The sequence below is a fragment of the Candidatus Accumulibacter meliphilus genome, from assembly GCF_036625345.1.
Lineage (GTDB): Bacteria > Pseudomonadota > Gammaproteobacteria > Burkholderiales > Rhodocyclaceae > Accumulibacter > Accumulibacter meliphilus.
On sequence record NZ_JAZKTZ010000008.1, the window covers coordinates 66,977 to 92,258 of the forward strand.

The following is a 25,282-nucleotide window of genomic DNA, read 5'->3' on the forward strand; positions in this document are numbered from 1 at the left end:
GCTCATTTCCCACGCACGAGTCGATACATAGCGATAGCCCAGGCTTTGCCCCGCAGTGCGCGCTCAGGCGGGTGCCGGTGGTGCGCTCGGAGCGGCATCCGGCGCCTTGCTGTCCGGTGGCGTGCTCGGCAGCTTTGTTTGCGGCGGCTTCGGCGGGCGCGGCGGCTTGCCAGCCATGATGTCGTCGATCTGGTCGCTGTCGATCGTTTCGAGTTCGAGCAAGGCGGCGGCCATTGCCTCGACCGTCGCACGATGCTCTTCGAGGACGCGGCGCGCGAGGGCGTACTGCTGATCGATGATGCTGCGAATTTCGCGATCGACTTTCTCCATGGTCGCTTCGGACATGTTCTTGTGCGTGGTGACCGAACGCCCCAGGAAGACCTCGCCCTCATTCTCGCCATAGACCATGGGGCCGAGTGCGTCAGACATGCCGTAGCGGGTGACCATGTCGCGCGCCATCTGCGTTGCTCGCTCGAAATCATTCGAGGCGCCGGTGGTCATCTGATTCATGAACAGTTCTTCGGCGATGCGGCCACCGAAGAGGACTGCAATCCGACTCATCAGATAGACGCGATCATAAGCGTAACGATCCTCTTCCGGCAGTTGCATGGTCAGTCCGAGTGCGCGTCCGCGCGGGATGATGGTGACCTTGTGTACCGGGTCGGACTTCGGCATCAGTTTGGCGACCACGGCATGCCCCGACTCATGGTAGGCCGTATTGCGCTTCTCGTCCTCGTTCATGACCATGCTGCGGCGCTCGGCGCCCATCATGATCTTGTCCTTGGCCTTCTCGAAGTCCTCCATGTCCACCAGGCGCTTGTTGCCGCGCGCCGCGAACAAGGCGGCCTCGTTGACCAGGTTGGCCAGATCGGCTCCGGAAAAACCGGGTGTGCCGCGGGCGATGATGTCGGCCTTGACGTCGGGCGACAAGGGCACCTTGCGCATATGAACGATGAGAATCTGCTCGCGACCACGGATGTCCGGTAGTGGTACGACGACCTGGCGATCGAAACGGCCCGGACGCATCAGCGCTGGATCAAGCACGTCGGGACGGTTGGTGGCAGCGATCACGATAACTCCGACGCTGCCTTCAAAACCATCCATTTCAACCAGCATCTGGTTGAGTGTTTGTTCGCGCTCGTCGTTGCCACCGCCGAGACCGGCGCCGCGTTGCCGTCCGACGGCATCGAGCTCATCGATGAAGATAATGCACGGGGCGTGCTTCTTGGCGTTTTCGAACATGTCACGGACGCGCGCTGCGCCGACACCGACGAACATCTCGACGAAGTCGGAACCGGAGATCGAGAAGAACGGAACCTTGGCTTCGCCGGCAATCGCTTTGGCCAGCAGGGTCTTGCCGGTACCCGGGTTGCCGACCAGCAGCACGCCTTTCGGGATGCGGCCGCCGAGTTTCTGGAATTTCGACGGGTCACGCAGGAAGTCCACCAGTTCGGAGACCTCTTCCTTGGCTTCGTCGCAACCAGCGACATCGGCAAAAGTGATGGTGTTGGTCGACTCGTCAAGCAGGCGTGCCTTGCTCTTGCCGAACGAGAAAGCACCGCCGCGGCCACCGCCCTGCATCTGACGCATGAAAAAGATCCATACGCCAATGAGCAGCAGCATCGGGAACCAGCTGACGAAAATGCTCATCAAAAAGGACTGTTCTTCTTCGGGTTTGGCTTCGATGGTGACGCCATTCTTGAGCAGGTCGGAAACCATCCACAGGTCTGGTGGCGCGTAGCTGGTCAGCTTGCGCCCGTCGGTGGTCGTCGCCTTGAGCACTCGACCCTCGATCACCACCTTGGCAATTGTCCCTTTGCCCACTTCGTCGATGAATTGTGAATACTCCATCGTCGACTGAGCGACCTGGCGGGTGTTGAACTGGTTGAAGACGGTCATCAGGACCAGACCAATAACCAGCCACACGGCCAGATTTTTGAACATGTTATTCAATACTTCACCTCTTCCACGTTGTCCGGCGCACAAGCGCCGGAAACCCTGCTGTTCCACGAACCCAGCATTCTAAACCGATTAGCTGCCGTTGAAGCAAAGACGACCTTGCAGATGCTCTCACGTTTTCAAGGCCTTGCCCAGCAGATAGACCTCTGGACTACGATCCCTGGAAGCATCCGGCTTGCGTGAAGATACCGTCTTGAAGGTCTTGCGCATTTCGTGCAGGAACTCGTTGAAGCCGTGGCCCTGAAAAAGTTTGACCAGGAATGCGCCGTCCGGTTGCAGCCAGCTGCGCGCAAAGTCCAGGCCCAGCTCGGCCAGGTGCATCACCCTGGCCTGGTCGCAGACCGAGATACCCGAGATATTGGGGGACATATCGGAAAGAACAAGCCCTGGTCGGTCGCCGGCGAGCAATTCCTCCAGCGCGAGCAGGATGTTCTGCTCGCGAAAGTCGCCTTGCAGAAAAGTGACGCCGCGTAGCGGCGCCATCTCCAGCAAATCGAGCGCGATGACGCGACCCCGGCCCTGCAGCCGTCTGGCGGCCACTTGTGACCAGCCGCCTGGCGCCGCGCCGAGGTCGACGATCGCGTCGCCGCAGCGGATCAGAGCATCCTTGTCGTCAATTTCCATCAGCTTGTACGACGCGCGCGAACGATAGCCTTCTGCCTTTGCCCTTTGGACATAGGCGTCGTTAACATGCTCGTTCAACCACGCCGTGCTTGATCTGCTTCGTTTCATTGGCCGAAACCCGCTAAAATGCGGTCCTCAAGAAAAGGTGTCCTGTATGCTCACTCTCAGCTCCGACGAGCGCCGTGTCCTGCGCGCCCGTGCGCACTCTCTGCAGCCGGTCGTTTCGATAAGCCAGAATGGCCTGTCGGAAGCGGTTGTCCGCGAGGTCGATGTCAATCTAAGCAGCCACGAGCTGATCAAGATCCGGGTCTATAACGACGACCGCTTGGCGCGCGAGCAGTTTCTCTCCACGCTCTGCGAGCGCCTCGATGCGGCGCCGGTGCAGCACATCGGTAAATTGCTGGTGATCTGGCGGCCGCGAGCAGACGGCCCGGCGCAGTCCGCCAGGCCCCGTCCGAAACGCAGCGAGCCCCGCCGTAGCAAGCGTAGCTTCCAGGGCGATTCGGGCACTTGAGATGCGCGCCCGTAAGTAGTGCCTGACCGAAAACCCCGGTTTTTGGCGCGCGCGCCGACTTGAAAATCTCGGTTGGCCGTGAATTTCTCGTTCGTCCCGAGTTGCGCTGGCCGACTTCTGTCGATCGCGGGCCATAATGCCCGAATGTCATGGTGTTCAAACAAGCCGTTCGGACAGCGGCCGGAGTTACTGCATGGAAAAACGCTTGGCGGGCTATGCCGCCATTTTGTGGGGCATGTCGCGATCTGCGTAGCGGGTTTTGCGCTTCGCCCGCCGATTTTCCCCGTCCCGCAGGATGGCGCCGATGCGATGGATGTTCCTGGCCACTACAGCGAGCGCCACGTAGCGTTTGAATCCGTAAATCCCATGATCCGGACAGTAATCAAGACCATGGACCTCCAGTGCGTTGATCGCCGACTCGACCGCCGAGTGCTGACGTCGCGCCTTGACGAAATCCTCCGCGCTTTCCGCCGCTTGTGCCTGTTGCGACAGTTTGCCCTTGCGCGGCAACACCACCAGTTTCAAATGCGCCTGTAGTTCCTGCTGGTTTGCCGGTGAGTGAAATCCTTTGTCAAAACTACAGGCCTCCAAGTTGGCAAAATGCTGCTTGGTCGCTTTGACCATGGCCACTGCGACCTGCTCGTCCGTCTGCCTTTCCATGACTTGATGATGCAGGATGAAGCGGTGCTGGTCTTCCATGACGCAGACCCGTAAACCCAGTTCGACCGGCACGCCGGCTTTGCCTTTGCTGATCCATTCTGTGTGCGTCTCGAATATCGAAAAGACCTTCTCGGCATGCGGAATGGTTTCTCCCAGAATGACGCGCCGCCGGGTCTGGTCAATCTGCCGTACGGCATGTGCAATGAACTGTTCGATCTCGAGTTTGGCTGCCAGATGCTCAACGCCGCCAGCACCGCTAGATGCAGGGGTCTTGCTCAGCGTCTCCTGTGCCTTGTCCAGGTAGGCTTGGGCGACCCCCAAGTAGGTTTGGTAGGCCTCAATAAGGCGATGGTCATTGGCCTCTTTCTGCGCTTCGCTACGGGCCTTGCGATGCTTTGTGCTCTGCGCGCTGCGCAGGTGCCGCTTCAGGTGCTTGACGTTGTAGGCGTGCTGCCGCCAGTCGCTCATCCCTTGATCGGCGCTCAGGCGCGCAGTCAGTTCGATCACCTTGCGCGTGGCGTCAAAGAGCAGGTTGATATCGGTCGGATAATGGACATCCGTCTCAACCACGAAGGAGTCGCAACGCCCATGCAGGACTTCGCCTTCCGTTTTTTTTTTGACCAGTTCATGACCCGCATCCACGACGATTTGGTTGATCTTGTTCAGCAGTTCCGGCGTGAATAAGGTGACGTTGTCCTTCAGTGTTTGGTAGTGGTACGACGTCGGGTCGAACAACCCATGCCCGAGCATCTGCCGAATGGTGTTGTGCTGATTGACCAACTCATGCAGACGGTCGTAGTCGATGTTCAGGTCAAGCCGGATCACTCCGCAGACGAAGATCGACCAGAGCGTCATCCCGGGACGCCCCGTCCGTTTGTCGACCTTCGGGGCCATGTCTGACTCAAGCAACTGGAAGAGCTTTGCCCGCTTGTCTGGATCTTGGTAGAGATACTGCAAACCTCGCAGAATCTGCGGGATGTCGTCGCGCGACTTGGCGTCAAGAATAATATGGGAAACATCGACTTCGCCAATGTGCATCTGGGTATTCTCGACAACTCGCATCGCTTGCCTCCAAAAACTCGCCTGTTTGTACTCTTCGGTAACCGCAATTATAATGCCTTTGGTCTACCCGTGACGGGCCTTTCAAAAAAGAACGAAGATTATTTCCGCTGCCGGATTGATGACCAGTTCTGGCACGAAGATCTCTACCTATTTGTCCTCAGAAGCCCGAATTTCGATGATTTCACCACAAATCATCCTGTGGCTATCAATTCTTCATCGCTCGGAAATCCGCCCAAGCCCTTGCTACTGCTCGGATGAAGGGGTTTTCGGTCAGGCACTAAGTAACTTGGGAAATCTATCCTCAGCCCATCGCCTGCCAGCACTCCTGGCTTGCGAGTTGCTCGCGCCGTGATCTACCTGCCAACGCGCCGGAATCCGCTGATCAGCAATACCCCGAGCAGGCTCTGAAGCACGTAGACAACGCCGGACACGCCATGCCAGATGGCGAAGCGCTGGCTGAGCACGCTCTCAATCGCCTGTCTCGGCAAGGCGTCGGCCTTGATCTGCGCGAGCAGCGGTTGAATGCCGAAGAGATTGATGGCGGTGAGCAGCAGCATTCCGATCAGTAGCCAGAAGGTCCAGCGGCGCACGGCGATCGTACCCGTCCGTAGCACGGTGTGCAGCAAGAGGTAGCTGGCACAGCCCAGGCCTACCCAGCCGATCAAGGCAAACAATTTGCCGGCGAGCAGTCCGGCCAATTGGCGGTCACTGGCGAGCGCGGCAAAAAGCGTCGGTGCGACGAGAAAACCGATGGCCCACAAGCCGCCGACCCAGAGGGTCAGCGTGATGTCGTAGAGCGCATCGGCCAGGCGTTGCATCGGCAGGAAACTACTCGTAGCGCACGGCGATGACTTCATACTCGCGCACGCCGCCTGGTGCCTGCACTTCGGCGATGTCACCAGCAAATTTGCCGATCAGCGCGCGCGCGATCGGCGAGTTGATGGAGATCTTGCCGGCCTTGATATCCGCTTCATCCTCTCCGACGATTTGATAGCTGACGCGGGCGCCGGTTTCCTGATCGTCGAGGTCGAGCGTTGCGCCAAACACGCAACGTCCGTCGGCGTCGAGCAGTCTCGGGTCAATGATCTGGGCGTTCGCCAGTTTGCCTTCCACTTCCTGGATGCGTCCTTCGACAAAGCCTTGTTTCTCCTTGGCCGCATCGTATTCGGCGTTCTCGGAGAGGTCGCCGTGCGAGCGTGCTTCGGCGATCGCGGCAATGGTTTGCGGTCGCTCGACGGTCTTCAGATGATGCAGTTCGGCGGTGAGTTTCTCGGCGCCATTTACGGTCAAAGGTGTTTTGGTCATTTCTTTCACTGCCAACAGAGAAACGTCGACACCCGCCTGGCGGGTGTTCCCGACGTTTCGATGGATTAATCAACGCAATTGCGCGTGCAATTCCTGGATCGGATAAACAACCAGTGCGCCGCGGTTTCTGATGCCAGCGGTAGCGGCTTCGGCGCCCCAGATGGTGGTGTAGATGGTTACCCTTGCCGCCAGGCCCGAAGTCCGGATCGAACGCGAGTCGTTGATCGCCGTGCGCTTCTCGTCCACGGTGTTGATGATCAGGACGATTTCATTGTTCTTGATCATGTCGACCACGTGCGGCCGGCCTTCGGTGACCTTATTGACTGCCCTTACCTCGATGCCCGCGGCGGCGATGGCGGCCGCGGTACCGCGCGTCGCCAGCAGGGTGAATCCGGCCGTGCGCAGATCGCGGGCGATGGTCACGGCTTGTGGCTTGTCGGAGTCCTTGACGCTGATGAACACCTGACCTGAACGGGGCAGGCGCACGCTGGCCGCCGTTTGGCTCTTGACGAAAGCTTCGGCAAAAGTGACCCCGACGCCCATCACCTCGCCAGTCGATTTCATTTCCGGGCCGAGAATGGTGTCGACGCCGCGGAACTTGGCGAAGGGAAAAACGGCTTCCTTGACCGAAAAGTAATTCGGGATCACTTCCTTGCTGAAGCCCTGGCTGGCCAGCGACTGCCCGACCATGCAGCGCGCTGCAATCTTTGCCAGTTGCAGGCCGGTGGCCTTGGAGACGAAGGGAACCGTACGCGAGGCGCGCGGGTTGACCTCGAGGACGAAAACGACGCCGTCCTGGATGGCGAACTGCACATTCATCAGACCACAGACGTTGAGGCCCTTGGCCATCAACTTTGTCTGTCGGCGCATTTCGTCCTGCAATTCGGCGGACAAGTAATGCGGGGGCAGCGAACACGCCGAGTCGCCAGAGTGAACTCCGGCCTGTTCAATGTGCTCCATGACGCCGCCGATCAACACTTCGTCGCCATCACCGAGGGCGTCGACGTCGACTTCGCAGGCGTCGTTGAGGAAACGGTCGAGGAGTACCGGCGAGTCGTTGGAAACCTTTACCGCTTCACGCATGTAGCGTTCGAGGTCGCGCGGGTCGTGGACGATTTCCATGGCTCGCCCGCCGAGGACATAGGACGGACGCACGACCAGCGGGTAGCCGATCTCGGCCGCCAGGCGCAAGGCGTCTGGTTCGGTGCGCGCGGTGCGGTTGGCGGGCTGCTTGAGACCCAACTCGTGCAGCAGTTTCTGGAAGCGTTCGCGGTCCTCTGCGGCGTCAATCATGTCCGGGCTGGTGCCAATAATCGGCACGCCATTGGCTTCGAGGTCACGCGCCAGTTTAAGCGGCGTCTGCCCACCATACTGAACGATAACGCCGTAGGGTTTTTCGACGGCGACGATTTCCAGGACGTCTTCGAGCGTCAGCGGTTCGAAGTAGAGGCGATCCGAGGTGTCGTAGTCGGTAGACACGGTCTCCGGATTGCAGTTGACCATGATCGTTTCGTAACCATCTTCGCGCAAGGCCAGCGCCGCATGCACGCAGCAGTAGTCGAACTCGATTCCCTGACCGATCCGGTTGGGGCCGCCGCCGAGGACCATGATCTTCTTGCGGTTGCTGGGATTCGCTTCGCACTCGTCCTCGTAGGTCGAGTACATGTAGGCGGTATCGGTGGCGAATTCGGCGGCGCAGGTGTCCACGCGCTTGTACACCGGGCGAATGTGCAGCGCGTGACGGCGCTCGCGAACGGCTGTCTGGGTGGTCCGCATCAGCGTTGCCAGACGCTTGTCCGAGAAACCGGCACGCTTCAGGTGCCGCAATTCCTCGCCTGACAGCGATTCCAGCGGCTGCCCGCGAATCACTTCTGCCTGCTTGTAGAGATCCTCGATTTGCGCCAGAAACCACGGGTCGATGGCCGTCAGGCGGTGGATTTCATCCAGGCTCATGCCGATGCGCATGGCGTCAGCGATGTACCAGATACGTTCCGGGCGGGCCTCGCCGAGCGCCGTCTCGATTTCCTCGCGATCGGTACTCCGCTCGTCGAAGCCGTCGACGCCGATCTCCAGACCGCGCAAGGCTTTTTGCAGCGACTCCTGAAAGGTGCGCCCGATGGCCATCACTTCGCCGACCGATTTCATTTGCGTGGTCAGGCGCGAGTCGGCCTCGGGGAATTTCTCGAAGGCGAAGCGCGGCACCTTGGTGACCACGTAGTCGATCGACGGTTCGAAAGAAGCCGGTGTCTTGCCGCCGGTGATTTCGTTCGCCAGTTCGTCGAGGGTATAGCCGACCGCCAGCTTGGCAGCTACCTTGGCGATCGGAAAACCGGTGGCCTTCGACGCCAGCGCCGACGAGCGCGAGACGCGCGGGTTCATTTCGATGACGATCATTCGCCCGTCACGCGGGTTGATCGCGAACTGTACGTTGGAGCCGCCGGTGTCGACACCGATTTCGCGCAAGACCGCCACCGAGGCGTTGCGCATGATCTGGTATTCCTTGTCGGTCAGCGTCTGCGTCGGCGCGACGGTGATCGAGTCGCCGGTATGCACGCCCATCGGGTCGAGGTTCTCGATCGCGCAGACGATGATGCAGTTGTCGTTGCGATCGCGAACCACCTCCATCTCGAACTCTTTCCAGCCGATCAGCGACTCCTCGATGAGCAACTCGCTGGTCGGGCTGGCTTCCAGGCCGCGCTCGCAGATATCGACGAATTCTTCCTGGTTGTAGGCAATGCCGCCACCCGAACCGCCCATGGTGAAGGATGGCCGGATGATGGTCGGATAACCGATCATCGCCTGCACCTGCAGCGCTTCCTCCATCGAGTGTGCAAGCGCCGAGCGTGCCGAGCCGAGACCGATCCTGGTCATCGCCTGCTTGAATTTCTCCCGGTCTTCCGCCTTGTCGATCGCTTCCTTGGTGGCGCCGATCATCTCGACGCCGAACTTGTCGAGAACGCCGTGCCTGGCCAGGTCGAGGGCGCAGTTCAGCGCCGTCTGCCCGCCCATCGTCGGCAATAGCACGTCGGGTCGCTCGCGACTGATGATTTTCTCGACGGTTTGCCAGTTGATCGGCTCGATGTAGGTGACGTCGGCCATGTCCGGATCGGTCATGATCGTCGCCGGGTTCGAGTTCACCAGGATGATCCGGTAGCCCTCTTCACGCAGCGCCTTGCAGGCTTGCGCGCCCGAGTAATCGAACTCGCAGGCCTGGCCGATGACGATCGGACCTGCTCCGATGATGAGAATGCTCTTGATGTCAGTGCGTTTGGGCATTTTGCCCCTTCTTGTCTTGCATCATCTGGACGAAGCGATCGAACAGATGGGCGATATCGTGCGGGCCCGGGCTGGCTTCCGGGTGGCCCTGAAAGGAAAAGGCGGGGACGTCGCTGCGTGCGAGGCCCTGCAGTGAGCCGTCGAACAGCGACACATGCGTTGGCACCAAGTTCGCGGGCAGCGTCTCGCCGTCGACCGCGAAACCATGGTTCTGACTGGTGATCAAGACTTGACCGCTACGCAGATCCTTGACCGGATGGTTGGCGCCGTGATGGCCGAACTTCATTTTCGTCGTCTTCGCACCGGACGCCAGGGCCAGCAACTGATGGCCAAGGCAGATACCGAACGTCGGCACTCCGGCGGCAAGGATTTCGCGGATGGCCTCGATGGCGTAGTCGCAGGGTTCCGGGTCGCCGGGACCGTTGGACAGAAATACGCCATCGGGCTGCCGCTTGATGACTTCGGTGGCCGGCGTTTGCGCCGGAACGACGGTGACTTTGCAGCCGCGACTGGCAAGCATGCGCAGGATGTTGTGCTTGACGCCGAAATCGTAGGCCAGGACATGAAGCGGTCCCTCGGCGAGCGAGCGATAGCCGTCCAGGGTCCATTCGCCGGCCGTCCATTCGTAGGAAGCTGTAGTGCTCACCACCTTGGCCAGGTCCATTCCGGCGAGACCGGGGAAGTTCCTTGCCTCGGCAATCGCCTGCTCGTCATCCAGGTCGATGGCCATGATGCAACCGGCCTGGGCGCCGCCTTCGCGAAGGATGCGGGTGAGCTTGCGCGTATCGATGCCGGCGATGGCCACGACGCCGTGCTTGTGCAGGTAGTCGGGCAGGGTTTCCTGCAGGCGCCAGCTCTCGGAGCGAATCGGCAGGTCGCGAATGACCAGGCCGGCGGCATAGTTGCCGCGCGATTCGAAATCCTCGGCGTTGCAGCCGACGTTACCGATGTGCGGATAGGTGAGGGTAACGATCTGGCGGCAGTAGGAGGGATCGGTCAGGATCTCCTGATAGCCGGACATCGCCGTATTGAACACCACCTCGCCGCTGGTGCTGCCGCCGGCGCCGATGGCATGGCCGCGGAAGATTGTCCCATCGGCCAGTGCGAGAATCGCCGGCGGAAGAGTGGGTAACAAGGGCACGAAAGACTCCTGTTGATGCTGCTGGTGAATGCGTCGCCGGTCCGGGTTGCAGACATACAAAAGCGGGATGGGCGCACGGCCCTCCCGCTCGGATCCTTGCAAGCCGAAGCATTATACGGGAGCGCACCTTTTTTGGCCAATTCCGCGCCGCGGGCTCAGCCCTGACGCATGACCCAGCCGAATCAGGCTCATTTGCCGGTAACGCCCGCTTTTGCGGTCGAGGCGGTCAAATTGCGGTTGGCTAGCGGCAAAGGACGGGTGGTGGAGTCAGCCAGGAGGATGCCGAAAGAATTTTTTGGACGGCGGTACGATCGCCAGGCGAGCCTTTCCGAACGCGGCGTACGCCGCGCTCGAGAGGATGTTTCGGGTACGCCTGTGTGAGGTCACTCAAGTTGAAGCAGGAATGGAGCGGCGAGGAGCGCGCGGATTCGTGCTGGGTCGAGCCAGGGGGCGGCGCAGGAGCTTCGAATGAAGGCGATGGCACCGCGCACGCCGAGTTGCTGATAGAGATCGCGTAGCTGTCGGGTGAAGCGTGCCAGGGTATTGAACACATGCGCCAGGCGCATGAGGAGGTGATAGCCTTTCATGGCATTCCAGTCGAGGGCAAAGGCATGCTCGTAGTGGTAGCCCTGATGTTTTTCGACGAGGAAGCCCGCTTCGATGCCCCAGCGGTGGCGGGCCCCGAGGTTGCAGCGCTCATGGACATTGTCTTGGCTGAGCGGTTGGCTGGAGAGCCAGGCGTGGCGCGATGTTTCGGTGACGGTCCTGGCCTGTTCATCGATCTTCTCCCAGCTTTCCTCACAGACCACCAGATTCAGCTTGAGACGCTGACGCCCGTTGGCAGCGAAGGCGTAGTCGATGTCGTTGACCCAGCTGAAGTGTTGTCGGCGTCTTCCCCAACCGCGCTGCACAACTTGTGGCTTCAGGGCGTGGAGCGCGCGGAACTCCTGCCAGACCGTGGACAAATCCTTGTCCTTGAGCACGATCATGAACTGCCAGTGGGCGCGCAAGCAGCGCCGCATCACCGGCCCGTTGGCGTAGAGGCCGTCGAGCAGGAGCAGGATCGGCAGGCGGGGGAACAGCGTCTTGAGCCGGTCGCTCAAGCGCACAAAGCCGCGCAGCTCGCAGTCCTGCTTTTGCGCTTCGGGTTCGCCCAGCGCGTGTTCGAGGAACTCGCTGAGCAGTGGGATGACCAGGCCGTTGTGGAAGGCAAAGCTGGCCTCGAGGACGTAGACGAAGTACTGGGTGTGACGGGTTTCGTCCTTGCCGACGGTACGTTGCAGGAGTTCCTCCGTCCAGAGGGTGTCGCCAGCGAGCTTCTGTGAGCCGTCGATGGCGATCGGATAGCAGTGGTCGATCAGATAGCGGCGAAAGTTCTTGCCGCGAATCAGCCGCCTCACCAGATCGACGTGGGCCTGTTCGAGCTGTTCAAGGTCAATGTCGCGCAACAGCCGAAACAGGGTGTCGGCGTGTGGCAGGGTATCGATCTCCGGGAACAGCAGGTGGAGGTTGGCCATGAACTGGGGACGGGATATTTCGCGGTTGGTCTCGCGCCGGGAGGAGAACTGAAAGACGAACATCAGCAAGCCGTAGAGCAGAAGCACGGTCAGCTTGTGCCGGCGCTTTTTGGGATCTCTCGGGTCGGGAATTTGTTCCAGTTGAGCGAGCAAGGCGGGCAGCTCTTTGCGCAGGAGGCGCATCTGTTTGCTCACGGCGTCCTCGCGGGCCTTTTGTTCCTCGTCGACGGTCGCGAAGGCCGAGCTTCTGTTGGGCAATGGAGCGGCTGAGTGGGGGACTTGTCCCGTTGCGCGCAGCTTCGCGTTCAGTACCTTCTCCTGCCGTTTCTTCTCTGAGCGCAGCTTCTTGATGGCCACGCGTGTCGGGCGACGGCAAGGTTTGCTCATGACCGCGGGCTCCCCGGCGCGGCACACAACGAGGCGCAAGCATCCGAGGTCAGCGCTTTGACCCACACCTGGCGGGGCGTGCTGTGATAGGACTGGCCAGGGCGGGCCAGCCCGCGCCCGCTGCTTGCCCCAAGCAACTGCCAACCGGCGGCACGGTAGCAGGTGCCGGCATAGTGACGCGGATCGACGAAGGTCTCCAGCAGCAGGGGCTCGAAGCCCCAGTGTTCGAGCCAGTCCGCGCGTGTGCGGCGCGCGAGTTGCCCGAGCACATGACTGGCCAGATGCGGCACCCGGACGTGCGGAAAGATCAGGAAGCGGCTGTTGTTCACCACCCGCGCCAGGTTCTCGCGGCGGGCCTGGGCCGTCCAGCCGATCCACTGATCGCGCACGGCCACCGCGCGGGCAGCACCGGACAGCAGGACGCAGCCCAGCCGCCGGTCGCCCGCCGTGATAAAGTAGCGCAGCCGGTAGCCGAAGGCCCCCTGGAAACCCAGCGGGTGCCAACGCGCCACCAGCGCATCCCACTGCGCCACCCGGGTCGCGTCGCGAACCACTTCCAGGGACACCGGCGCGAGCGCCGACAGGGCGCAGTGCACCGCCGGCTCGGCAACGGGGGCGACGGATGCCGAGGGCGGCGCGCAACGGCGCGGCGGCGAGGGCCTCAACGCAGGCAGTACCAGCAATCCGGCCGCCTGCAAACGCTCCAGGAAGTCCAGGCAGGCGCTGATCTTCGCCGTCCCCGTCAGGGTGGTCCAGCCCAGGTGCTCGCAGACCGTCGCCGCCAACTCCTTGCGTGCCAATCCCGGCAGCCACGCGACCGTCGCGCAGAGCTCGGCAATCTCCGTCGCGCTGAACACGCGACCACAGTGCACCCATTCCCCCGCACTCGTTGCAAGCATCGCAAAACCTCCGACTGAAGCGCAGATTGATTACGCTCCACCTATCCTGCCAGAAGTCCGCCCGGCTGTCTAGCCCTCTTGTGCGAAGGTTTTTTTTGCCTGCCCACCGCAACGCCTTGCCACTACTGGGCCGGCGTCGTCATGCTTCAGCGCTGCCGCGGGCTGAGGCTGCGCCGATGGGCGTGTGGGCGGGGTAGGCGCTTCAGCGCAGGCCGAGAACGTCCTGCATGTCGAACAGGCCGTGCTTCATGTTGGCCAGAAAATGGGCGGCGCGCAGGCTGCCCAGCGCGTACGGCATGCGGCTACTTGCCTTGTGGCCGATCTCGACGCGCTCGCCGAGACCGCAGAAGAGCACATTGTGATCGCCGACGATATCGCCGCCGCGAACGGTGGCAAAGCCGATCGTCGCCGGCAGTCGCTCGCCGGTGACTCCCTCGCGGCCATAAACGGCGCACTCCCCGAGTTCGCGACCAAGCGCTTGCGCGACGACCTCGCCCATGCGCAAAGCCGTTCCCGATGGGGCATCGATTTTATGGCGGTGGTGCGCTTCGACGATCTCGACGTCGTAGCCCTCGTTCATGATGCGGGCAGCCACGTCGAGCAGTTTGAAGACCACGTTGACGCCGACGCTCATGTTCGGTGCAAAGACCACCGGGATATCCTGCGCCGCCGCGGCAATTGCCTGCTTTCCGCGAGCATCAAATCCGGTGGTGCCAATGACGATTGCCGTGCCATGCCGACGGCAGATTTCGAGGTGCTGAAGGGTGCCCTCCGGCCGAGTGAAATCGATCAGGCAGCTGGCCTGGGCAATTCCCGCTTCGCTGTCGCTGCTGATCATCACCCCGCAAGGTGAGCCGACGACTTCGCCGGCGTCCTTGCCGAGCAGCGGGGCGCCGGGCTGGTCGATTGCTGCTGCCAGCGTCGCTTGCGAATCCTTGAGGGTGACTTCAAGCAGCATGCGTCCCATGCGCCCGCCAGCACCTGCGATAGCGATTTTCAATGCCTTCATTTCACAGCCCCACGCTCTCCAGGATTTTGCCAAAAAAGCCCTCTTCCTCCGGCGGCGGAACGGTTGCGCTCCCGTCGGTCGGCAGCGAGCCGAGATCGATTTCCCGAATCCGTGTTTCCGGTAGCACCGCACCGTCGGTCGGTGTGGCGGGGGCGACGTCGCCCGTGACTCGCACCAGCTTGCCGTCGTCGTCAAAATAAACGACGAAATTCCGCGTCTCGGCCTTCGAGCTGTTGCCTTTCTTCAGCGAGTAGAAGTAATCCCAGCGCTGGGCATGGAACATGTCAACCAGCACCGGCGTACCGAGAATGAAGCGCACCTGATCTTTGGTCAGGCCGGGGCGCAACTGCGAAACCATATCCTGGGTCAGAACGTTTCCCTGTTGTACATCGATCCGATACTCGGTAATGATATGCGGGACTTCGGAGCAAGCCGATATCACGCAGAGAACAAGGACGGCAGTGGCAAATCGCGGGAAGGTCATGTTCGGGTCGGATCGTGGTAAAGGATCAAAGAGAAGTGAGGTGAGCGTTGGTACAGTCGCCACTACCAACTACCCGTAGCCGGATCGACCGATAAGCCTGCGCAATGCTTGCCTCAGCTGATCACGGCGACAGTCGACGGTATATGATAACCGAAATTGTAGCCCACTTTCCCCGCAGCCGACCAAGGTAAGCCGATGAGCAACTCAGACAATCTCAAGAGTATGGGCCTGAAAGCCACGCTTCCGCGCCTCAAGATTCTCGCCCTGTTCGAGAGGACCGAGGTTCGCCATCTTACGGCAGAGGATGTCTACCGGCTGCTACTCGCCGAGAATCTTGACGTTGGCCTGGCGACCGTTTACCGCGTTCTCACGCAGTTCGAACAGGCGGGCCTCCTCGAACGCCACTATTTCGAATCGGGCAAAGCTGTTTTCGAACTCAGTGCCGGGCAGCACCACGATCATCTGGTGTGCATCGACTGCGGACGCGTCGAGGAATTCTACGATGCCGAGATCGAACGTCGACAAACACGCATCGCCCGCGAGCGCGGCTTCATCATTCGCGAGCACGCACTCTACCTTTACGCCGAATGCAGCAAGCCGGAATGCCCGCATCGTGCCGCTGCGGCGAGCAATTCTGGCGAGCGTAACAAACTGTCAGCCGGCGACTGAAGCGCGGCGCCCGCCACCCGCCACCGCCGACGGCTTACGCGCAGGCATTCACCGACGATTCGGCTGCATCAATCCTTCTTGCCTGACTCGACCACAAACAGTTCCGGGTTCACCATCGCGCCGTTGAGGATCACGCTCCAGTGCAGGTGCGGGCCGGTGGCGCGGCCGGTCATGCCAGCGGCGCCGATGCGCTGTCCCTTGCTTACCGTTTCGCCGGGCTGCACGGCGGTGCTGTCGAGGTGGCAATACATGCTGATCAGGCCGTTGCCGTGATCGACAAAAACGGTTTTGCCGTTGAAGAAGTAGTCGTCGACGGCGAGTACTTGGCCCTGCGCATTGGCCGTGACCGTTGCCCCGCGCGCGACGGCGATATCGAATCCGGCGTGCGCTGAGCGGGGCTCGCCGTTGAAGAATCGGCGCACGCCGAAGCGCCCGCTACGCCGTCCTTGCGCCGGCAGGACGAAAGCCAGGTCGGTCTCTGTTGCCTCGCGCCAATGGCGTTTCAGGCGCTGGATGGTGGCCAGTTCACCCTCGACGCGGGTCAGATCGCTGGCCGACAACTGCACCTTGCTGCTGTCCTTCATCGTGATTCGTTGCTCAGGATAGTCCTTGCTGACGACAGCGAATGGGCGCTCTTGCCATTCGCCAGCGATGTCGACCCGCAGCTCGTACGTCCCCGGAGTGGTCGCCAGATCGAGACCGACCACAGCGACCCACTGCGCGCCCTCGGCGGCCACCAGCACCCGCTGTGCACCCAGCCAGGCCAGCGGTCGTGTGCCGCTCGCCGAAATCGGGCCAAGAACGATCAAGGCCACGCCGCCGGGGACACTGGCTGCCGTCGGAAGCGCTGCGTGTGCCGAGGAGCCGGTCAGCACAGCCATCAGCAGGGTCGTGCAGGACGAGATGGCGACGGTGGCGATGGTGACGATTCTGCGCATATAGTGGGTCATCACAGTGATTTCGGGGAGAAGCTGTCGCATTGTCGGATGTTACGTCCGCCGCTGTCCATGCAGCGTTTGAACCAGCATACTCGCTGGCTGGACGTCCCGTGGGTGAAGGATTCCGCTACCACCTGCCCTTGCGTTTGCCGTTGCCGGCGATCCTCGCCGATCGCCGCGGTGCTCCTCAACATTGCGGCTCTTGCTTTGATTGTCCAGGCGCATGATTCGTCCTCAAGGTGGCTGTTTCGTGCCGCAGATAGCATCTATACGTGTACAAATGCGAATTTTCGTGCATAATCCGCGCACTTTTTACAAGCAGAGGCCCGTAGAGGCTTTTTTTACAAGAAGGGTGCGTATGGATACTTTGTTCTGGATGGCCGTGGCGACGGTGGTGGTCGTGTTGATCTTCGACTACACCAACGGCTTTCATGATGCCGCAAATATCGTGGCGACGGTCATCGCCTCACGGGCGATGACTCCGGTGCAGGCCGTCCTGATCGTCGGCTTTTTCGAGTTCATGGGCCCTTTGCTCGGCGGTACGGCGGTTGCCAACACCATCGGCAAGTTCGTCGATCTGAATGGTGTCGACCCACAGCTCGCCGTGTTGATCATGTTCTGCGGCCTGCTCGGCGCCATCGTCTGGAACCTGGCGACCTGGTGGCTCGGCATTCCCTCGTCGTCGTCGCACGCGCTGGTCGGCGGTCTCGCTGGAGCGGTGGTCGCGGCAGTTGGCTCAGAGCATGTGGTCTGGGGCTTTCGCGAGCTGATGACCACCGGCCAGCTGACCGGCGTCACGAAGGTTTTGCTGGCACTGTTTATCTCGCCACTGCTCGGATTCTGGGTCGGATTCTGGATTCATCGCCTCGGGCGTCGCTTGCTGGCCGGCGCCAAACCGACCGCCAACGCCACTCTGCGCAAGTTGCAGTTCGTGACCGCTGCCGGCCTGGCGTTTTCGCACGGCGCCAACGATGCGCAGAAGAGCATGGGCATGCTCACCCTGGTGTTGATGCTGGGCGGCTTCATCCCGAGTTTCGAAGTGCCGTTCTGGGTGGTTCTGTCCTGTGCTGCGGCGATCACCCTGGGCATCATGTCTGGTGGCTGGCGCATTGTGCGTACGCTCGGCTTTGCCATCTACCGGGTGCGCCGCTACACGCTTTCGACTCGCAGCTCACTTCAGCGCTGCTGATTTTTACCGCTTCAATGGTCGGGGCGCCAGTATCCACAACGCACGTGGTGGCCACCTCGATCATGGGCATCGGCTATTCCGAGCGCCCGCGTGCCGTACGCTGGAAGAAGGCAAAGGACATCGCCAAGACCTGGGTGATCACCATCCCGGCGGCGGCAATCACAGTCCATCGTTATTTACGCCATTACCAGAATCATGCTTGGTCAGACCACCTGAGGAGATAAATCATGGAAGACAATCAAACCACCAACGCCAACAAGCCCATTTTCCGCCGCCTGTACGAGCGCGTCTTCCCGACCGTCGCCGACTTCTTCGGGATGCTCGCCGAGCAGAGCACCAACGCCGCGGAGACCACGCGTCTGCTGGTCGAATTCATGGAGACCGGCGACGTCGCTGTCAGCCAGAAAGTCCGTGCCGACGAGCACCAGGCTGACCGCATGAAGGCCTCCAACCTCGGTGTCCTGGCCGAAGCTTTTTCGACGCCGATCGACCGTGAAGACATCCATCGCGCGATCATGACGCTCGACGACATCGTCAACTACTGCAAATCAACAGTGGTCGAAATGGATGTCCTGGGTTTGACACCCGACAAGTTCAGTCTGGAAATGGCGCTGCACCTCAGGGAAGGCGCCGATGCGCTGGCCAGGGGTTTCGGTCGCCTGGCTTCCGATCCGGCCGCCGCCGGCGTCGACGCAGCGGCCGCCCGGAAGGCGGAACGTACGGTCGAGAAAGCCTATCGGCGAGCGATTGTCGAGCTTTTCCAGGGCGACGATTACCTCAACATGTTCAAGCGGCGCGAGACCTATCGTCACATGTCCAACGCTGGCGACCGGGTAGCTGACGCGGCCAATGCACTCGACGACATCGTCGTCAAATTGTGCTGAAAACCGCTGCTTGCGATCGGGGTTGTATTCGCCAGTCCTTAGGTTTACATTGGAGCTGCCAATGTCGGCAAAGTCACAAGGAGATGCGTATGAGGAAGCTTACCGCCGGCCTGCTGGCTTTGGCGCTGACGCTGTCAAGTGCAACCGCGGTCGCCTGTTCGGCTGATAAAGCCAAGGATGGCAAAGCTGAAATGAGCACTCCGTCAAAACCAACGAGCTGACTGGTCGGACCCCTTCAACCACCGCGGCGCGTACCTCAGGTACGCGCCGCGTTCGTTTTGTGCCCGGCGCTGAGTGTGCTGAGTGTGTTCAATCGCAGCTCGCCTGGCAGGCGGCTGGCTCACCAGCACAGTCGCCTTTGCCGGTGACTGTGCATTGCTGACGCGAGCGGTAGCTGAAGCTGATGCCTTCGCCGTAGCTGCACGTCAACAGGCTTACCTTGCCCTGCTTGCTGGTCGCGATCCGCGCAACCGGCATCGCCTTGATCGTTTCCGCCGCCAGGTCGCACGAGACGTAGGCGGAAAAGGCGCCGTCTGCCGACTCCCACTGGGCGACGTTCTTCAGTTTTCGGTAGGCCTGATAGTCGGTGCACACGCTGGTACTTTGCTCGTACATGCGTCGGTTGTCGCTGCAGTAGCCGGTGAAGGTGTACTTGAGCTCCGCCTCGCTGGGGCAGCTGCCAACCTGGACGGCAGTCGCCAGGCTCGGGCACGACAATGTTTCAGCGCTACTGTCGGCGGCTGCCGATGCGAGGACAAGAAGACACGCGATCGTGGATGATTTCATGGGGAGGTTCTCCGATGGCAAGTGACTACTGCGAAGCGGGTAACATACCCCTGGCCGCCGATGGAGGTCCGTTGCTGGCCATTATTTCGCGAATCTGATCGGCGATTTGCTCCGCCGGCATGGCGTAGGCAAATTTTCGGATAAAGCGACCGTCGGGGCCGAGAAGAAACATCCCGGCGCTGTGGTCGACCGCGTACTGGTCGAGTGGAGCGCCGGGTTCGCGGACTTTCTCGTAGCGCACCTTGAAGCTCTCGGCGGCTTTGCGGACCAGCTCCGGCGAACCGGTCAGGCCGATGATGCGCGGGTCGAAGAAGGCAACGTAGCTGCGCAGGGTGTCCGCGCTGTCGCGCTCCGGGTCAACGGTGATGAACAGCGCTTGCAGCGCGTCGGCTTCCTTGCCGAGCCGGCTGATGACCATCGCCATCTCGGCCAGCGTTGTCGGACAGATGTCGGGGCAGTAGGTGTAGCCGAAGGTGAGCAACTGGAAGCGCCCGCGGAAGTCCTGGTTGCTGACCGCACGCCCGTTGGCGTCCATCAGCAGGTAGCGGCTGCTGATGCCCGTTTCGCCGTAGGCCGGCATCTGCTCCGCGGCAAGGTCGGCAGCCAGGGACGGCGGCGCCAGCCAGGCGGTCAAGGACAGGGCGAGCAGCAGTCTTTTCATTGCGCTCTACCTGGCTGCTGCTGGCGCTGTCGGCAGCAAAGCCTGCAAGCGTTTCGAGAGTTCGTCGAGCCGGCCGGAAAAAGTTGCGGCCGCGGGGCAGGGCTCGTGCCCCTTCTGGCCTTGAGCGAGGAAGGCAGCGTTGGTCTGCTCCTCGAAAGTCTCGCCGTAACGACGGGACTTTGGCGCATGCCGGATGACCAGTTGCTTGGCCTCGCCAGCAATCGCCATCTCGCCGCAGGCCAGCGCCTGGCCGTTCAGCTGCCCGAGATCGCTAATGGCAGCGAGGGTGGACGCTGCGGAGGCCGCGCTGGCTGCAGGCTCCGGGGTCGCGGCGGCAGGCCCGGCGAGCAAGCTCATGGCGGCGAACAAGGTCAGGCGTTTCATCAAGGCTCCAGTGCGGGCAGGGCGGTGTACGGCGCTTGATTATAGGGGCTGCGGGCCGGGGCATTCGTTGATGACGCTCAAAAAGAGCCCCGCCGAGCAGCACTTGTTTGGCCAGCTGGCAATGGCTGTGACCGTGGCCACGCTACGCGCCGCCGATGGGCGTCGCTGCTGCAGCTGGTGTAGCTGGTGTACACTGCGCCGCTCTTACCTCATTGTCGCTCGGGCATCGCACCGGGCGCCGGATACTCAGCATGGCCCAACTCGTTCTTCTTTCCGGCAAGGATCGTTCGCTTGCCCGCCGCCATCCGTGGATCTTTGCCGCTTCGGTCGACCGCTTGCGGGGTCGCGCCCGCCCGGGCGATACCGTGGATGTCGTTGCCGCCAACGGGCGGCCGCTGGCGAAGGCTGCCTGGAGTCCGGAATCGAAGATTCGCGCCAGGGTGTGGAGTTTCGATCCCGACGAAATCATTGACGATGCTTTCTTCAAGCGCCGCATTCTGGCCGCCGTCGAGCGTCGCCGGTTGATGCCGGAACTGTCCAGCGAGGGGGGCATGCGGCTGATTCATGGCGAATCCGACGGTCTGCCGGGCCTGATCGCCGATTGCTATGGCGACACGCTTGTCGTGCAGCTAACGGCCACCGGCCCGGACAAGTGGCGATCGGCGATCGTCGGCGCGCTGCAGCGGGCGACCGGCTGCGCGCGCATCTACGAGCGATCCGATTCCGACGTTCGCCGGCTCGAAGGGCTGGAACCCGTGAGCGGCTGGCTGCTCGGCGAGGCGCCGGAAGACGCGCTGCTCATTGTCGAAAACGGTGTGCGCATCAAAGTTGATGTTGTTACCGGTCACAAGACGGGCTTCTATCTCGATCAGCGCGACAATCGCTTGTTGACCCGCCAACTTTCTGCCGGGCGCTCGGTACTCAACTGCTTCTGCTATACCGGCGCATTTTCCCTGCAGGCGCTGGCCGGTGGCGCGGCGAGCGTGCTTTCCATCGATTCCTCGGGACCGGCGCTGGCGCTGGCAGCCGACAACCTGGCGCTCAACCCGCAGCTCGATGCGGGCCGTGCCGCGTGGCGCGAGGCAGATGTCTTCGACAGCTTGCGGGCGTTGAAAAGCGACGGCCAGCGTTTCGACCTGATCGTGCTCGATCCGCCGAAATTCGCCCCATCGGCCGCGCACGCGGAACGGGCTGCGCGTGCCTATCGGGATATCAACGTCTTCGGTTTTCGCCTGCTCAATCCGGGGGGATTGCTGATGACCTATTCCTGCTCGGGCGGCATTCGCAGCGAGCACTTCCAGCAGATCGTCGCCGATGCCGCGGTCTCTGCCGGCTGCGATGCCCGTATTCTGCGCCGCCTGTCGGCGCCGCCGGACCACCCGGTGGCGCTGCATTTCAGCGAGGGTGAATACCTCAAAGGCCTGCTCTGCCAGGTGGATTGAGGATGCTGGGGCCGCGCCCAGCATCGGCTATTGTGGCTAGCGACTACCCCACAGGTTCTCCACCCGTAGATCGCGGCCGCAACCGCTACGGTAGTAGGAGTAGCGGATGGGGTTTTTCTTGTAGTAGTCCTGGTGGTAGGCCTCGGCCGGGTAGAAGGTCGAGGCGGGCTGCAGCTCGGTTTCGATGCGTGTGAATTTGCCGCTCTTGAGCAGCGCATCGCGGCTGCTTTCGGCGGCCTTGCGTTCACTGTCGTCCTGCCAGTAGATACCGCTGCGGTACTGGCTGCCGACGTCGCAGAACTGGCGGTCTTTGACCGTCGGATCGATGTGCCGCCAGAAGTATTCGACCAGCTGTGGATAGCCGACTTTTTGCGCGTCGTAGCGCACGCGGATGGCTTCGGTATGCCCGGTGCCTCCGGCACTGACCTGCTCGTAGGTCGGGTTCACGGTCTGGCCGGCGGTGTAGCCGGATTCGACGGAAATTACGCCGGGCAACTTTTCGAAATCGGCTTCGATACACCAGAAGCAACCGCCGGCAAAGATTGCCGTCTGTGGCGTGGCCGTGCTCGGCGCTGCCGTCTTGTCGGCAGGCTGGTCCGCGGCCGCCGCGGCGCCCGCTGCGGCCCCGAGGACCAGCAAGGACAGTGCCGTCACCAGTTCTCGCCGGCTCATGTCCGTAACTCCGGCAGCTTCTCGGTACGCGCAACGAATTGCAGCGCGACACCATTGTTGCAGAAGCGCTTGCCCGTCGGTTTGGGGCCGTCGTTGAAAACATGCCCCTGGTGCCCCCCGCAGCGCGCGCAGTGGTATTCGGTACGCGGATAGAAGATCTTGAAGTCGGTCTTGGTGGCCACTGCCTCTGGCAGGTGCTGCCAGAAACTCGGCCAGCCGGTACCGCTCTCGTACTTCGTCGAGCTGTCGAACAAGGGCAGGTAGCAGGCGGCGCAGATAAAGGTTCCGTCACGTTTTTCCTGGTTCAGTGGGCTGCTGCCGGCACGTTCCGTATCCTCCTCGAAAAGAACGCGATAGGACGCTGCTGGCAGCAGGTCGGCCCATTCGCTTTTTGGTTTCGACAGCGGGCTGCCGGGCGTGGCTTCGGCGCGCGCCCAGCTCGGGCCGGAAGCCGCAAGCGGCAGGAGGAAGGCGGTCAAGCCGCCCAGCCATTTCAGTGATTGACGACGATCCATTGTGTTCTCCATAGAAAGATCAGCTTGCCTGTATTGGCGGTCGCCGGCTGCAGGCAGCCAGGCATCGCTACTGCTTGTAATACCTCGCCAGCCTGCGCATCCTGCACGAAGGCCGCGACGCCGAGCTGCTTGAGCTGCCAGTCGGCCGGGATTTTCAGCGTTTGCCGCCACAGCGCAGTGCCGTCGGCCTTGTTGAGCGGCAAGGCTGTCGACCAGAAGCGCACCACTCGATCGTGTTGCAAATTGACGCCGCGATTCTCGCCGGCACGAATCTCGCTGCGCAGCTGGTTCTCGTAGATGATCACGAAGGCTTCGGCGGCCTGCCCCGCGCCCTCGCCTTCCCTGAGCGTGAAGCGCGCTTCGAGATCGACGGCGTCATCGCCCGCCGGCCGCATCTGCAGAGCGATGTCGGCTGCGGCTGGTCGCCGGTTGATCTTCTCGATGCGCTCGGCGAAGTTGGTCGCTGTGTGCCATTTGCGCAGTTCTTTCATGCCCGTAAACACCTCTGGCGTATAGACGGTGCTTGACCTCGCCAGACGCGTCAGCCAGCGTTGGCGTTCGGCAAAGGCCGGCTGAGCGAAGGGATCCTGCCAGCCAATGTAGTCCCAATAGTCGACGTGCAGGGCCAGAGCGACCACCTGGTCGGCTGAAAAGCCCTGCGACACTTGGCCCAGCCACTGGTCTGCGGGTGGGCAACTACTGCAGCCCTCGGAGGTATACAACTCGATCAGCGCGACGCGGTGTGCGGGACTCTGTTTCGCGCAGCTCGCCGCTTGTGCAAGGGGCGAAAGCGCCAGCCAGAGTACGCTCAAGGCAGCGACTGCTGGTGAGTATCGGTGGGCGGAAGGCATCGCCTTCTCCTGGCTGGGGTTTGCGAAATGGTCGTATGTCGGGGGGAAAACCTTACGCTTTTCTGAGTCGTGTGCCGCTTGCTCCAACGGCCATGATGCTTGACAGAGAAGCGCCTCTGCGCTCCTAATTCGCAATTCAGAATTCGCCGCCATGATGACCCGCACAACTTTCTCAAAGCCCGGGCGTGAAGCGTCTGTGGACGCTGAAAACGTCGCTTTGTTCATTCGCCGGAGGGGGTTTGCGCGCCGCGCCAACGCGCATGGACGATCGCGATGCGACGAGTAGAGCCGCAGCGGGCGATTCCGGTGACTCTGCTGACCGGTTTCCTCGGCGCTGGCAAGACGACGCTGCTCAACCATTTGCTGCAGCAGCCGGCGCTTGCCGATGCGGCGGTAATGATCAACGAGTTCGGCGAAGTCGCGGTGGATCATTTTCTGGTCGAAAAGGTCGACGACAATCTCGTCGTTCTCGCCTCCGGCTGTCTTTGCTGCAGTGTTCGTGGCGAACTTGCGCGTAGCCTGCGTGACCTGTTCATGCGCCGCTGGCGCCGCGAGATCCCTGCTTTCTCGCGAGTGCTGATTGAAACCACGGGGCTCGCCGATCCGGCGCCGGTGCTGTACACCTTGCTTGAAGACTTCTTCATCGCCGAGCGTTTTCGCATCGACGGGGTAGTCACGGCGGTTGATGTTACGCATGCTGATCGCCAGCTCGGTCGCCATTTCGAGGCCGTCCGCCAAGTGGCCATGGCCGACCGCCTGCTGCTCACGAAATGCGACCTGGCGACGCCCGAGGAGATTGCACGCGTCGCTCGCCGGCTGACGCGCGCCAATCCTGGCGCGACGCAAATCGAGGTCCGCAAGGGGGGCATCGACGCCGCGCAGCTGATCGGCTGCGGCCTCTACGACCCGGTGACGCGGAGCGCCGATGTTCGCCGTTGGCTGGCTGAGGAGAAAGTGGCGGCCGCCAACGCCGAGCGGTCGGGGCAGCACGGCCATGATGCCAATCGTCACGATGCCCTGGTGCATGCTTTCGTGCTACGGTTCGAGAAGCCTTTCGCGTGGCCGGAATTTGCCGAAGCGATTGACGTGCTGCTCGCCACCTGTGGCGATCGCATTCTGCGCGTCAAGGGCTTGATCAAGGTCGAGAGAGAGGCTGCGCCGCGTGTCGTGCATTGCGTACAGCATATCCGCTATCCGGAATCGGTATTGCCGGAGTGGCCAGACGAAGACCATAGCAGTCGCCTGGTGTTCATCGTTCGGGCCTTGGCCCGAGACGTCGTCGAAAAGGCTTTTGCCATGTTTTGCGGGGCTGTCGCCGGGAGTGCTGGCGACTGATTTGCGCCAGTGCATGACTCGTCGCCCGAGCGCTCGTCATGCACCACGGCAGGCGAGCTTTCTGCCGTATGGACGGGCCTGCTGTAGGGGCACGGCGCAGGCCCTGGCCAGCAAATGCC

General features: G+C 61.8%; 25 protein-coding genes and 1 pseudogene. 7 read left to right on the plus strand and 19 right to left on the minus strand.

Features of this window, described 5'->3' with window-relative positions:
- Positions 1 to 63: 63 nt before the first annotated feature.
- Both ftsH and V5B40_RS16845 read right to left on the minus strand, forming a co-directional pair.
- Positions 64 to 1,953, minus strand: coding sequence for an ATP-dependent zinc metalloprotease FtsH (ftsH, locus tag V5B40_RS16840; RefSeq protein WP_332355565.1), 1,890 nt, complete (start codon positions 1,951 to 1,953; stop codon positions 64 to 66).
- Positions 1,954 to 2,070: 117 nt separating this feature from the next.
- On the minus strand, positions 2,071 to 2,691 hold the full coding sequence (locus tag V5B40_RS16845) for an RlmE family RNA methyltransferase (protein WP_332355566.1): 621 nt from the start codon (positions 2,689 to 2,691) through the stop codon (positions 2,071 to 2,073).
- Between the two features lie 46 nt (positions 2,692 to 2,737).
- On the opposite strand from V5B40_RS16845, the gene V5B40_RS16850 reads away from it, so the two are divergent.
- Positions 2,738 to 3,097 carry a YhbY family RNA-binding protein gene (locus V5B40_RS16850; protein ID WP_332355567.1) on the plus strand — a complete coding sequence of 120 codons (360 nt, stop codon included), beginning with the start codon at positions 2,738 to 2,740 and terminating at the stop codon, positions 3,095 to 3,097.
- Positions 3,098 to 3,310: 213 nt separating this feature from the next.
- On the opposite strand, the gene V5B40_RS16855 is transcribed toward V5B40_RS16850, so the two are convergent.
- Positions 3,311 to 4,819 (minus strand): ISNCY family transposase, encoded by a 1,509-nt coding sequence (locus tag V5B40_RS16855; protein ID WP_332355568.1) that lies wholly within the window; start codon positions 4,817 to 4,819, stop codon positions 3,311 to 3,313.
- On the opposite strand from V5B40_RS16855, the gene V5B40_RS16860 reads away from it, so the two are divergent.
- A complete protein-coding gene (locus V5B40_RS16860; protein WP_332353253.1) occupies positions 4,766 to 5,077 on the plus strand; it encodes a hypothetical protein in 312 nt (103 codons plus the stop codon). The two genes, V5B40_RS16855 and V5B40_RS16860, sit on opposite strands and share 54 nt — an antisense overlap.
- 95 nt (positions 5,078 to 5,172) lie before the next feature.
- Here the strand turns inward: V5B40_RS16860 and V5B40_RS16865 are convergent, their stop codons facing one another.
- From V5B40_RS16865 to V5B40_RS16900, 8 genes are all read right to left on the minus strand, one after another.
- Positions 5,173 to 5,676 (minus strand): DUF4149 domain-containing protein, encoded by a 504-nt coding sequence (locus tag V5B40_RS16865; protein WP_332355569.1) that lies wholly within the window; start codon positions 5,674 to 5,676, stop codon positions 5,173 to 5,175.
- Entirely contained in the window at positions 5,648 to 6,124 is a 477-nt protein-coding gene (gene greA, locus V5B40_RS16870; protein WP_332355570.1) for a transcription elongation factor GreA, read from the minus strand. Before greA ends, V5B40_RS16865 begins: the two co-directional genes overlap by 29 nt.
- 69 nt (positions 6,125 to 6,193) lie before the next feature.
- On the minus strand, positions 6,194 to 9,400 hold the full coding sequence (gene carB / locus V5B40_RS16875; protein ID WP_332355571.1) for a carbamoyl-phosphate synthase large subunit: 3,207 nt from the start codon (positions 9,398 to 9,400) through the stop codon (positions 6,194 to 6,196).
- Positions 9,384 to 10,541, minus strand: a complete 1,158-nt coding sequence (gene carA / locus V5B40_RS16880; RefSeq protein WP_332355572.1) for a glutamine-hydrolyzing carbamoyl-phosphate synthase small subunit — start codon at positions 10,539 to 10,541, stop codon at positions 9,384 to 9,386. Before carA ends, carB begins: the two co-directional genes overlap by 17 nt.
- 383 nt (positions 10,542 to 10,924) lie before the next feature.
- On the minus strand, positions 10,925 to 12,445 hold the full coding sequence (locus tag V5B40_RS16885) for a transposase family protein (protein ID WP_332352691.1): 1,521 nt from the start codon (positions 12,443 to 12,445) through the stop codon (positions 10,925 to 10,927).
- Positions 12,442 to 13,344 carry a DUF4338 domain-containing protein gene (locus V5B40_RS16890; protein WP_332352692.1) on the minus strand — a complete coding sequence of 301 codons (903 nt, stop codon included), beginning with the start codon at positions 13,342 to 13,344 and terminating at the stop codon, positions 12,442 to 12,444. The genes V5B40_RS16885 and V5B40_RS16890 overlap by 4 nt, the downstream gene beginning before the upstream one ends.
- Positions 13,345 to 13,546: 202 nt before the next feature.
- Positions 13,547 to 14,353 (minus strand): 4-hydroxy-tetrahydrodipicolinate reductase, encoded by an 807-nt coding sequence (gene dapB, locus V5B40_RS16895; RefSeq protein WP_332355573.1) that lies wholly within the window; start codon positions 14,351 to 14,353, stop codon positions 13,547 to 13,549.
- Between the two features lies 1 nt (position 14,354).
- Positions 14,355 to 14,900, minus strand: a complete 546-nt coding sequence (locus V5B40_RS16900; RefSeq protein ID WP_332355574.1) for an outer membrane protein assembly factor BamE — start codon at positions 14,898 to 14,900, stop codon at positions 14,355 to 14,357.
- 132 nt (positions 14,901 to 15,032) lie between these two features.
- Between V5B40_RS16900 and fur the strand changes: the two genes are divergently transcribed.
- Complete coding sequence (gene fur, locus V5B40_RS16905) at positions 15,033 to 15,506, plus strand: ferric iron uptake transcriptional regulator (protein ID WP_332355575.1); 474 nt, start codon at positions 15,033 to 15,035, stop codon at positions 15,504 to 15,506.
- 68 nt (positions 15,507 to 15,574) lie between these two features.
- Here the strand turns inward: fur and V5B40_RS16910 are convergent, their stop codons facing one another.
- On the minus strand, positions 15,575 to 16,456 hold the full coding sequence (locus tag V5B40_RS16910; protein WP_332355576.1) for a peptidoglycan DD-metalloendopeptidase family protein: 882 nt from the start codon (positions 16,454 to 16,456) through the stop codon (positions 15,575 to 15,577).
- The gene (locus V5B40_RS16915) at positions 16,456 to 16,710 is read right to left on the minus strand and encodes a neutral zinc metallopeptidase (protein WP_332355577.1); all 255 of its coding nucleotides are present in this window, start codon (positions 16,708 to 16,710) and stop codon (positions 16,456 to 16,458) included. The genes V5B40_RS16910 and V5B40_RS16915 overlap by 1 nt, the downstream gene beginning before the upstream one ends.
- 92 nt (positions 16,711 to 16,802) lie before the next feature.
- Between V5B40_RS16915 and V5B40_RS16920 the strand changes: the two are divergent.
- Together V5B40_RS16920 and V5B40_RS16925 are read left to right on the plus strand one after the other, a co-directional pair.
- A pseudogene (locus V5B40_RS16920) lies at positions 16,803 to 17,849 on the plus strand (inorganic phosphate transporter).
- 11 nt (positions 17,850 to 17,860) lie between these two features.
- On the plus strand, positions 17,861 to 18,517 hold the full coding sequence (locus V5B40_RS16925; protein WP_332355578.1) for a DUF47 domain-containing protein: 657 nt from the start codon (positions 17,861 to 17,863) through the stop codon (positions 18,515 to 18,517).
- A gap of 309 nt (positions 18,518 to 18,826) precedes the next feature.
- Here the strand turns inward: V5B40_RS16925 and V5B40_RS16930 are convergent, their stop codons facing one another.
- The 3 genes from V5B40_RS16930 to V5B40_RS16940 are packed head-to-tail and all read right to left on the minus strand — an operon-like array spanning position 18,827 to position 20,348.
- The gene (locus V5B40_RS16930; protein WP_332355579.1) at positions 18,827 to 19,303 is read right to left on the minus strand and encodes a hypothetical protein; all 477 of its coding nucleotides are present in this window, start codon (positions 19,301 to 19,303) and stop codon (positions 18,827 to 18,829) included.
- Positions 19,304 to 19,328: 25 nt separating this feature from the next.
- Positions 19,329 to 19,964: an SCO family protein gene (locus V5B40_RS16935; RefSeq protein ID WP_332355580.1), complete on the minus strand. Its 636-nt coding sequence runs from the start codon at positions 19,962 to 19,964 to the stop codon at positions 19,329 to 19,331.
- A gap of 6 nt (positions 19,965 to 19,970) precedes the next feature.
- Positions 19,971 to 20,348 carry a hypothetical protein gene (locus V5B40_RS16940; RefSeq protein ID WP_332355581.1) on the minus strand — a complete coding sequence of 126 codons (378 nt, stop codon included), beginning with the start codon at positions 20,346 to 20,348 and terminating at the stop codon, positions 19,971 to 19,973.
- A gap of 251 nt (positions 20,349 to 20,599) precedes the next feature.
- On the opposite strand from V5B40_RS16940, the gene V5B40_RS16945 reads away from it, so the two are divergent.
- Positions 20,600 to 21,790: a class I SAM-dependent rRNA methyltransferase gene (locus V5B40_RS16945; protein ID WP_332355582.1), complete on the plus strand. Its 1,191-nt coding sequence runs from the start codon at positions 20,600 to 20,602 to the stop codon at positions 21,788 to 21,790.
- 36 nt (positions 21,791 to 21,826) lie between these two features.
- Here V5B40_RS16945 and msrA read toward each other — a convergent pair whose 3' ends face one another.
- Genes msrA through V5B40_RS16960 form a run of 3 tightly spaced genes read right to left on the minus strand, consistent with a single transcriptional unit; the run spans position 21,827 to position 23,828 of the window.
- Positions 21,827 to 22,462, minus strand: a complete 636-nt coding sequence (msrA, locus tag V5B40_RS16950) for a peptide-methionine (S)-S-oxide reductase MsrA (RefSeq protein ID WP_332355583.1) — start codon at positions 22,460 to 22,462, stop codon at positions 21,827 to 21,829.
- Entirely contained in the window at positions 22,459 to 22,977 is a 519-nt protein-coding gene (gene msrB / locus V5B40_RS16955) for a peptide-methionine (R)-S-oxide reductase MsrB (protein ID WP_332355584.1), read from the minus strand. Before msrB ends, msrA begins: the two co-directional genes overlap by 4 nt.
- Positions 22,956 to 23,828, minus strand: a complete 873-nt coding sequence (locus V5B40_RS16960) for a DUF1223 domain-containing protein (protein ID WP_332355585.1) — start codon at positions 23,826 to 23,828, stop codon at positions 22,956 to 22,958. The genes msrB and V5B40_RS16960 overlap by 22 nt, the downstream gene beginning before the upstream one ends.
- A 273-nt stretch (positions 23,829 to 24,101) precedes the next feature.
- Here V5B40_RS16960 and V5B40_RS16965 point away from each other — a divergent pair, with 273 nt between their 5' ends.
- Entirely contained in the window at positions 24,102 to 25,163 is a 1,062-nt protein-coding gene (locus V5B40_RS16965) for a CobW family GTP-binding protein (RefSeq protein ID WP_332355586.1), read from the plus strand.
- Positions 25,164 to 25,282 lie beyond the last annotated feature (119 nt).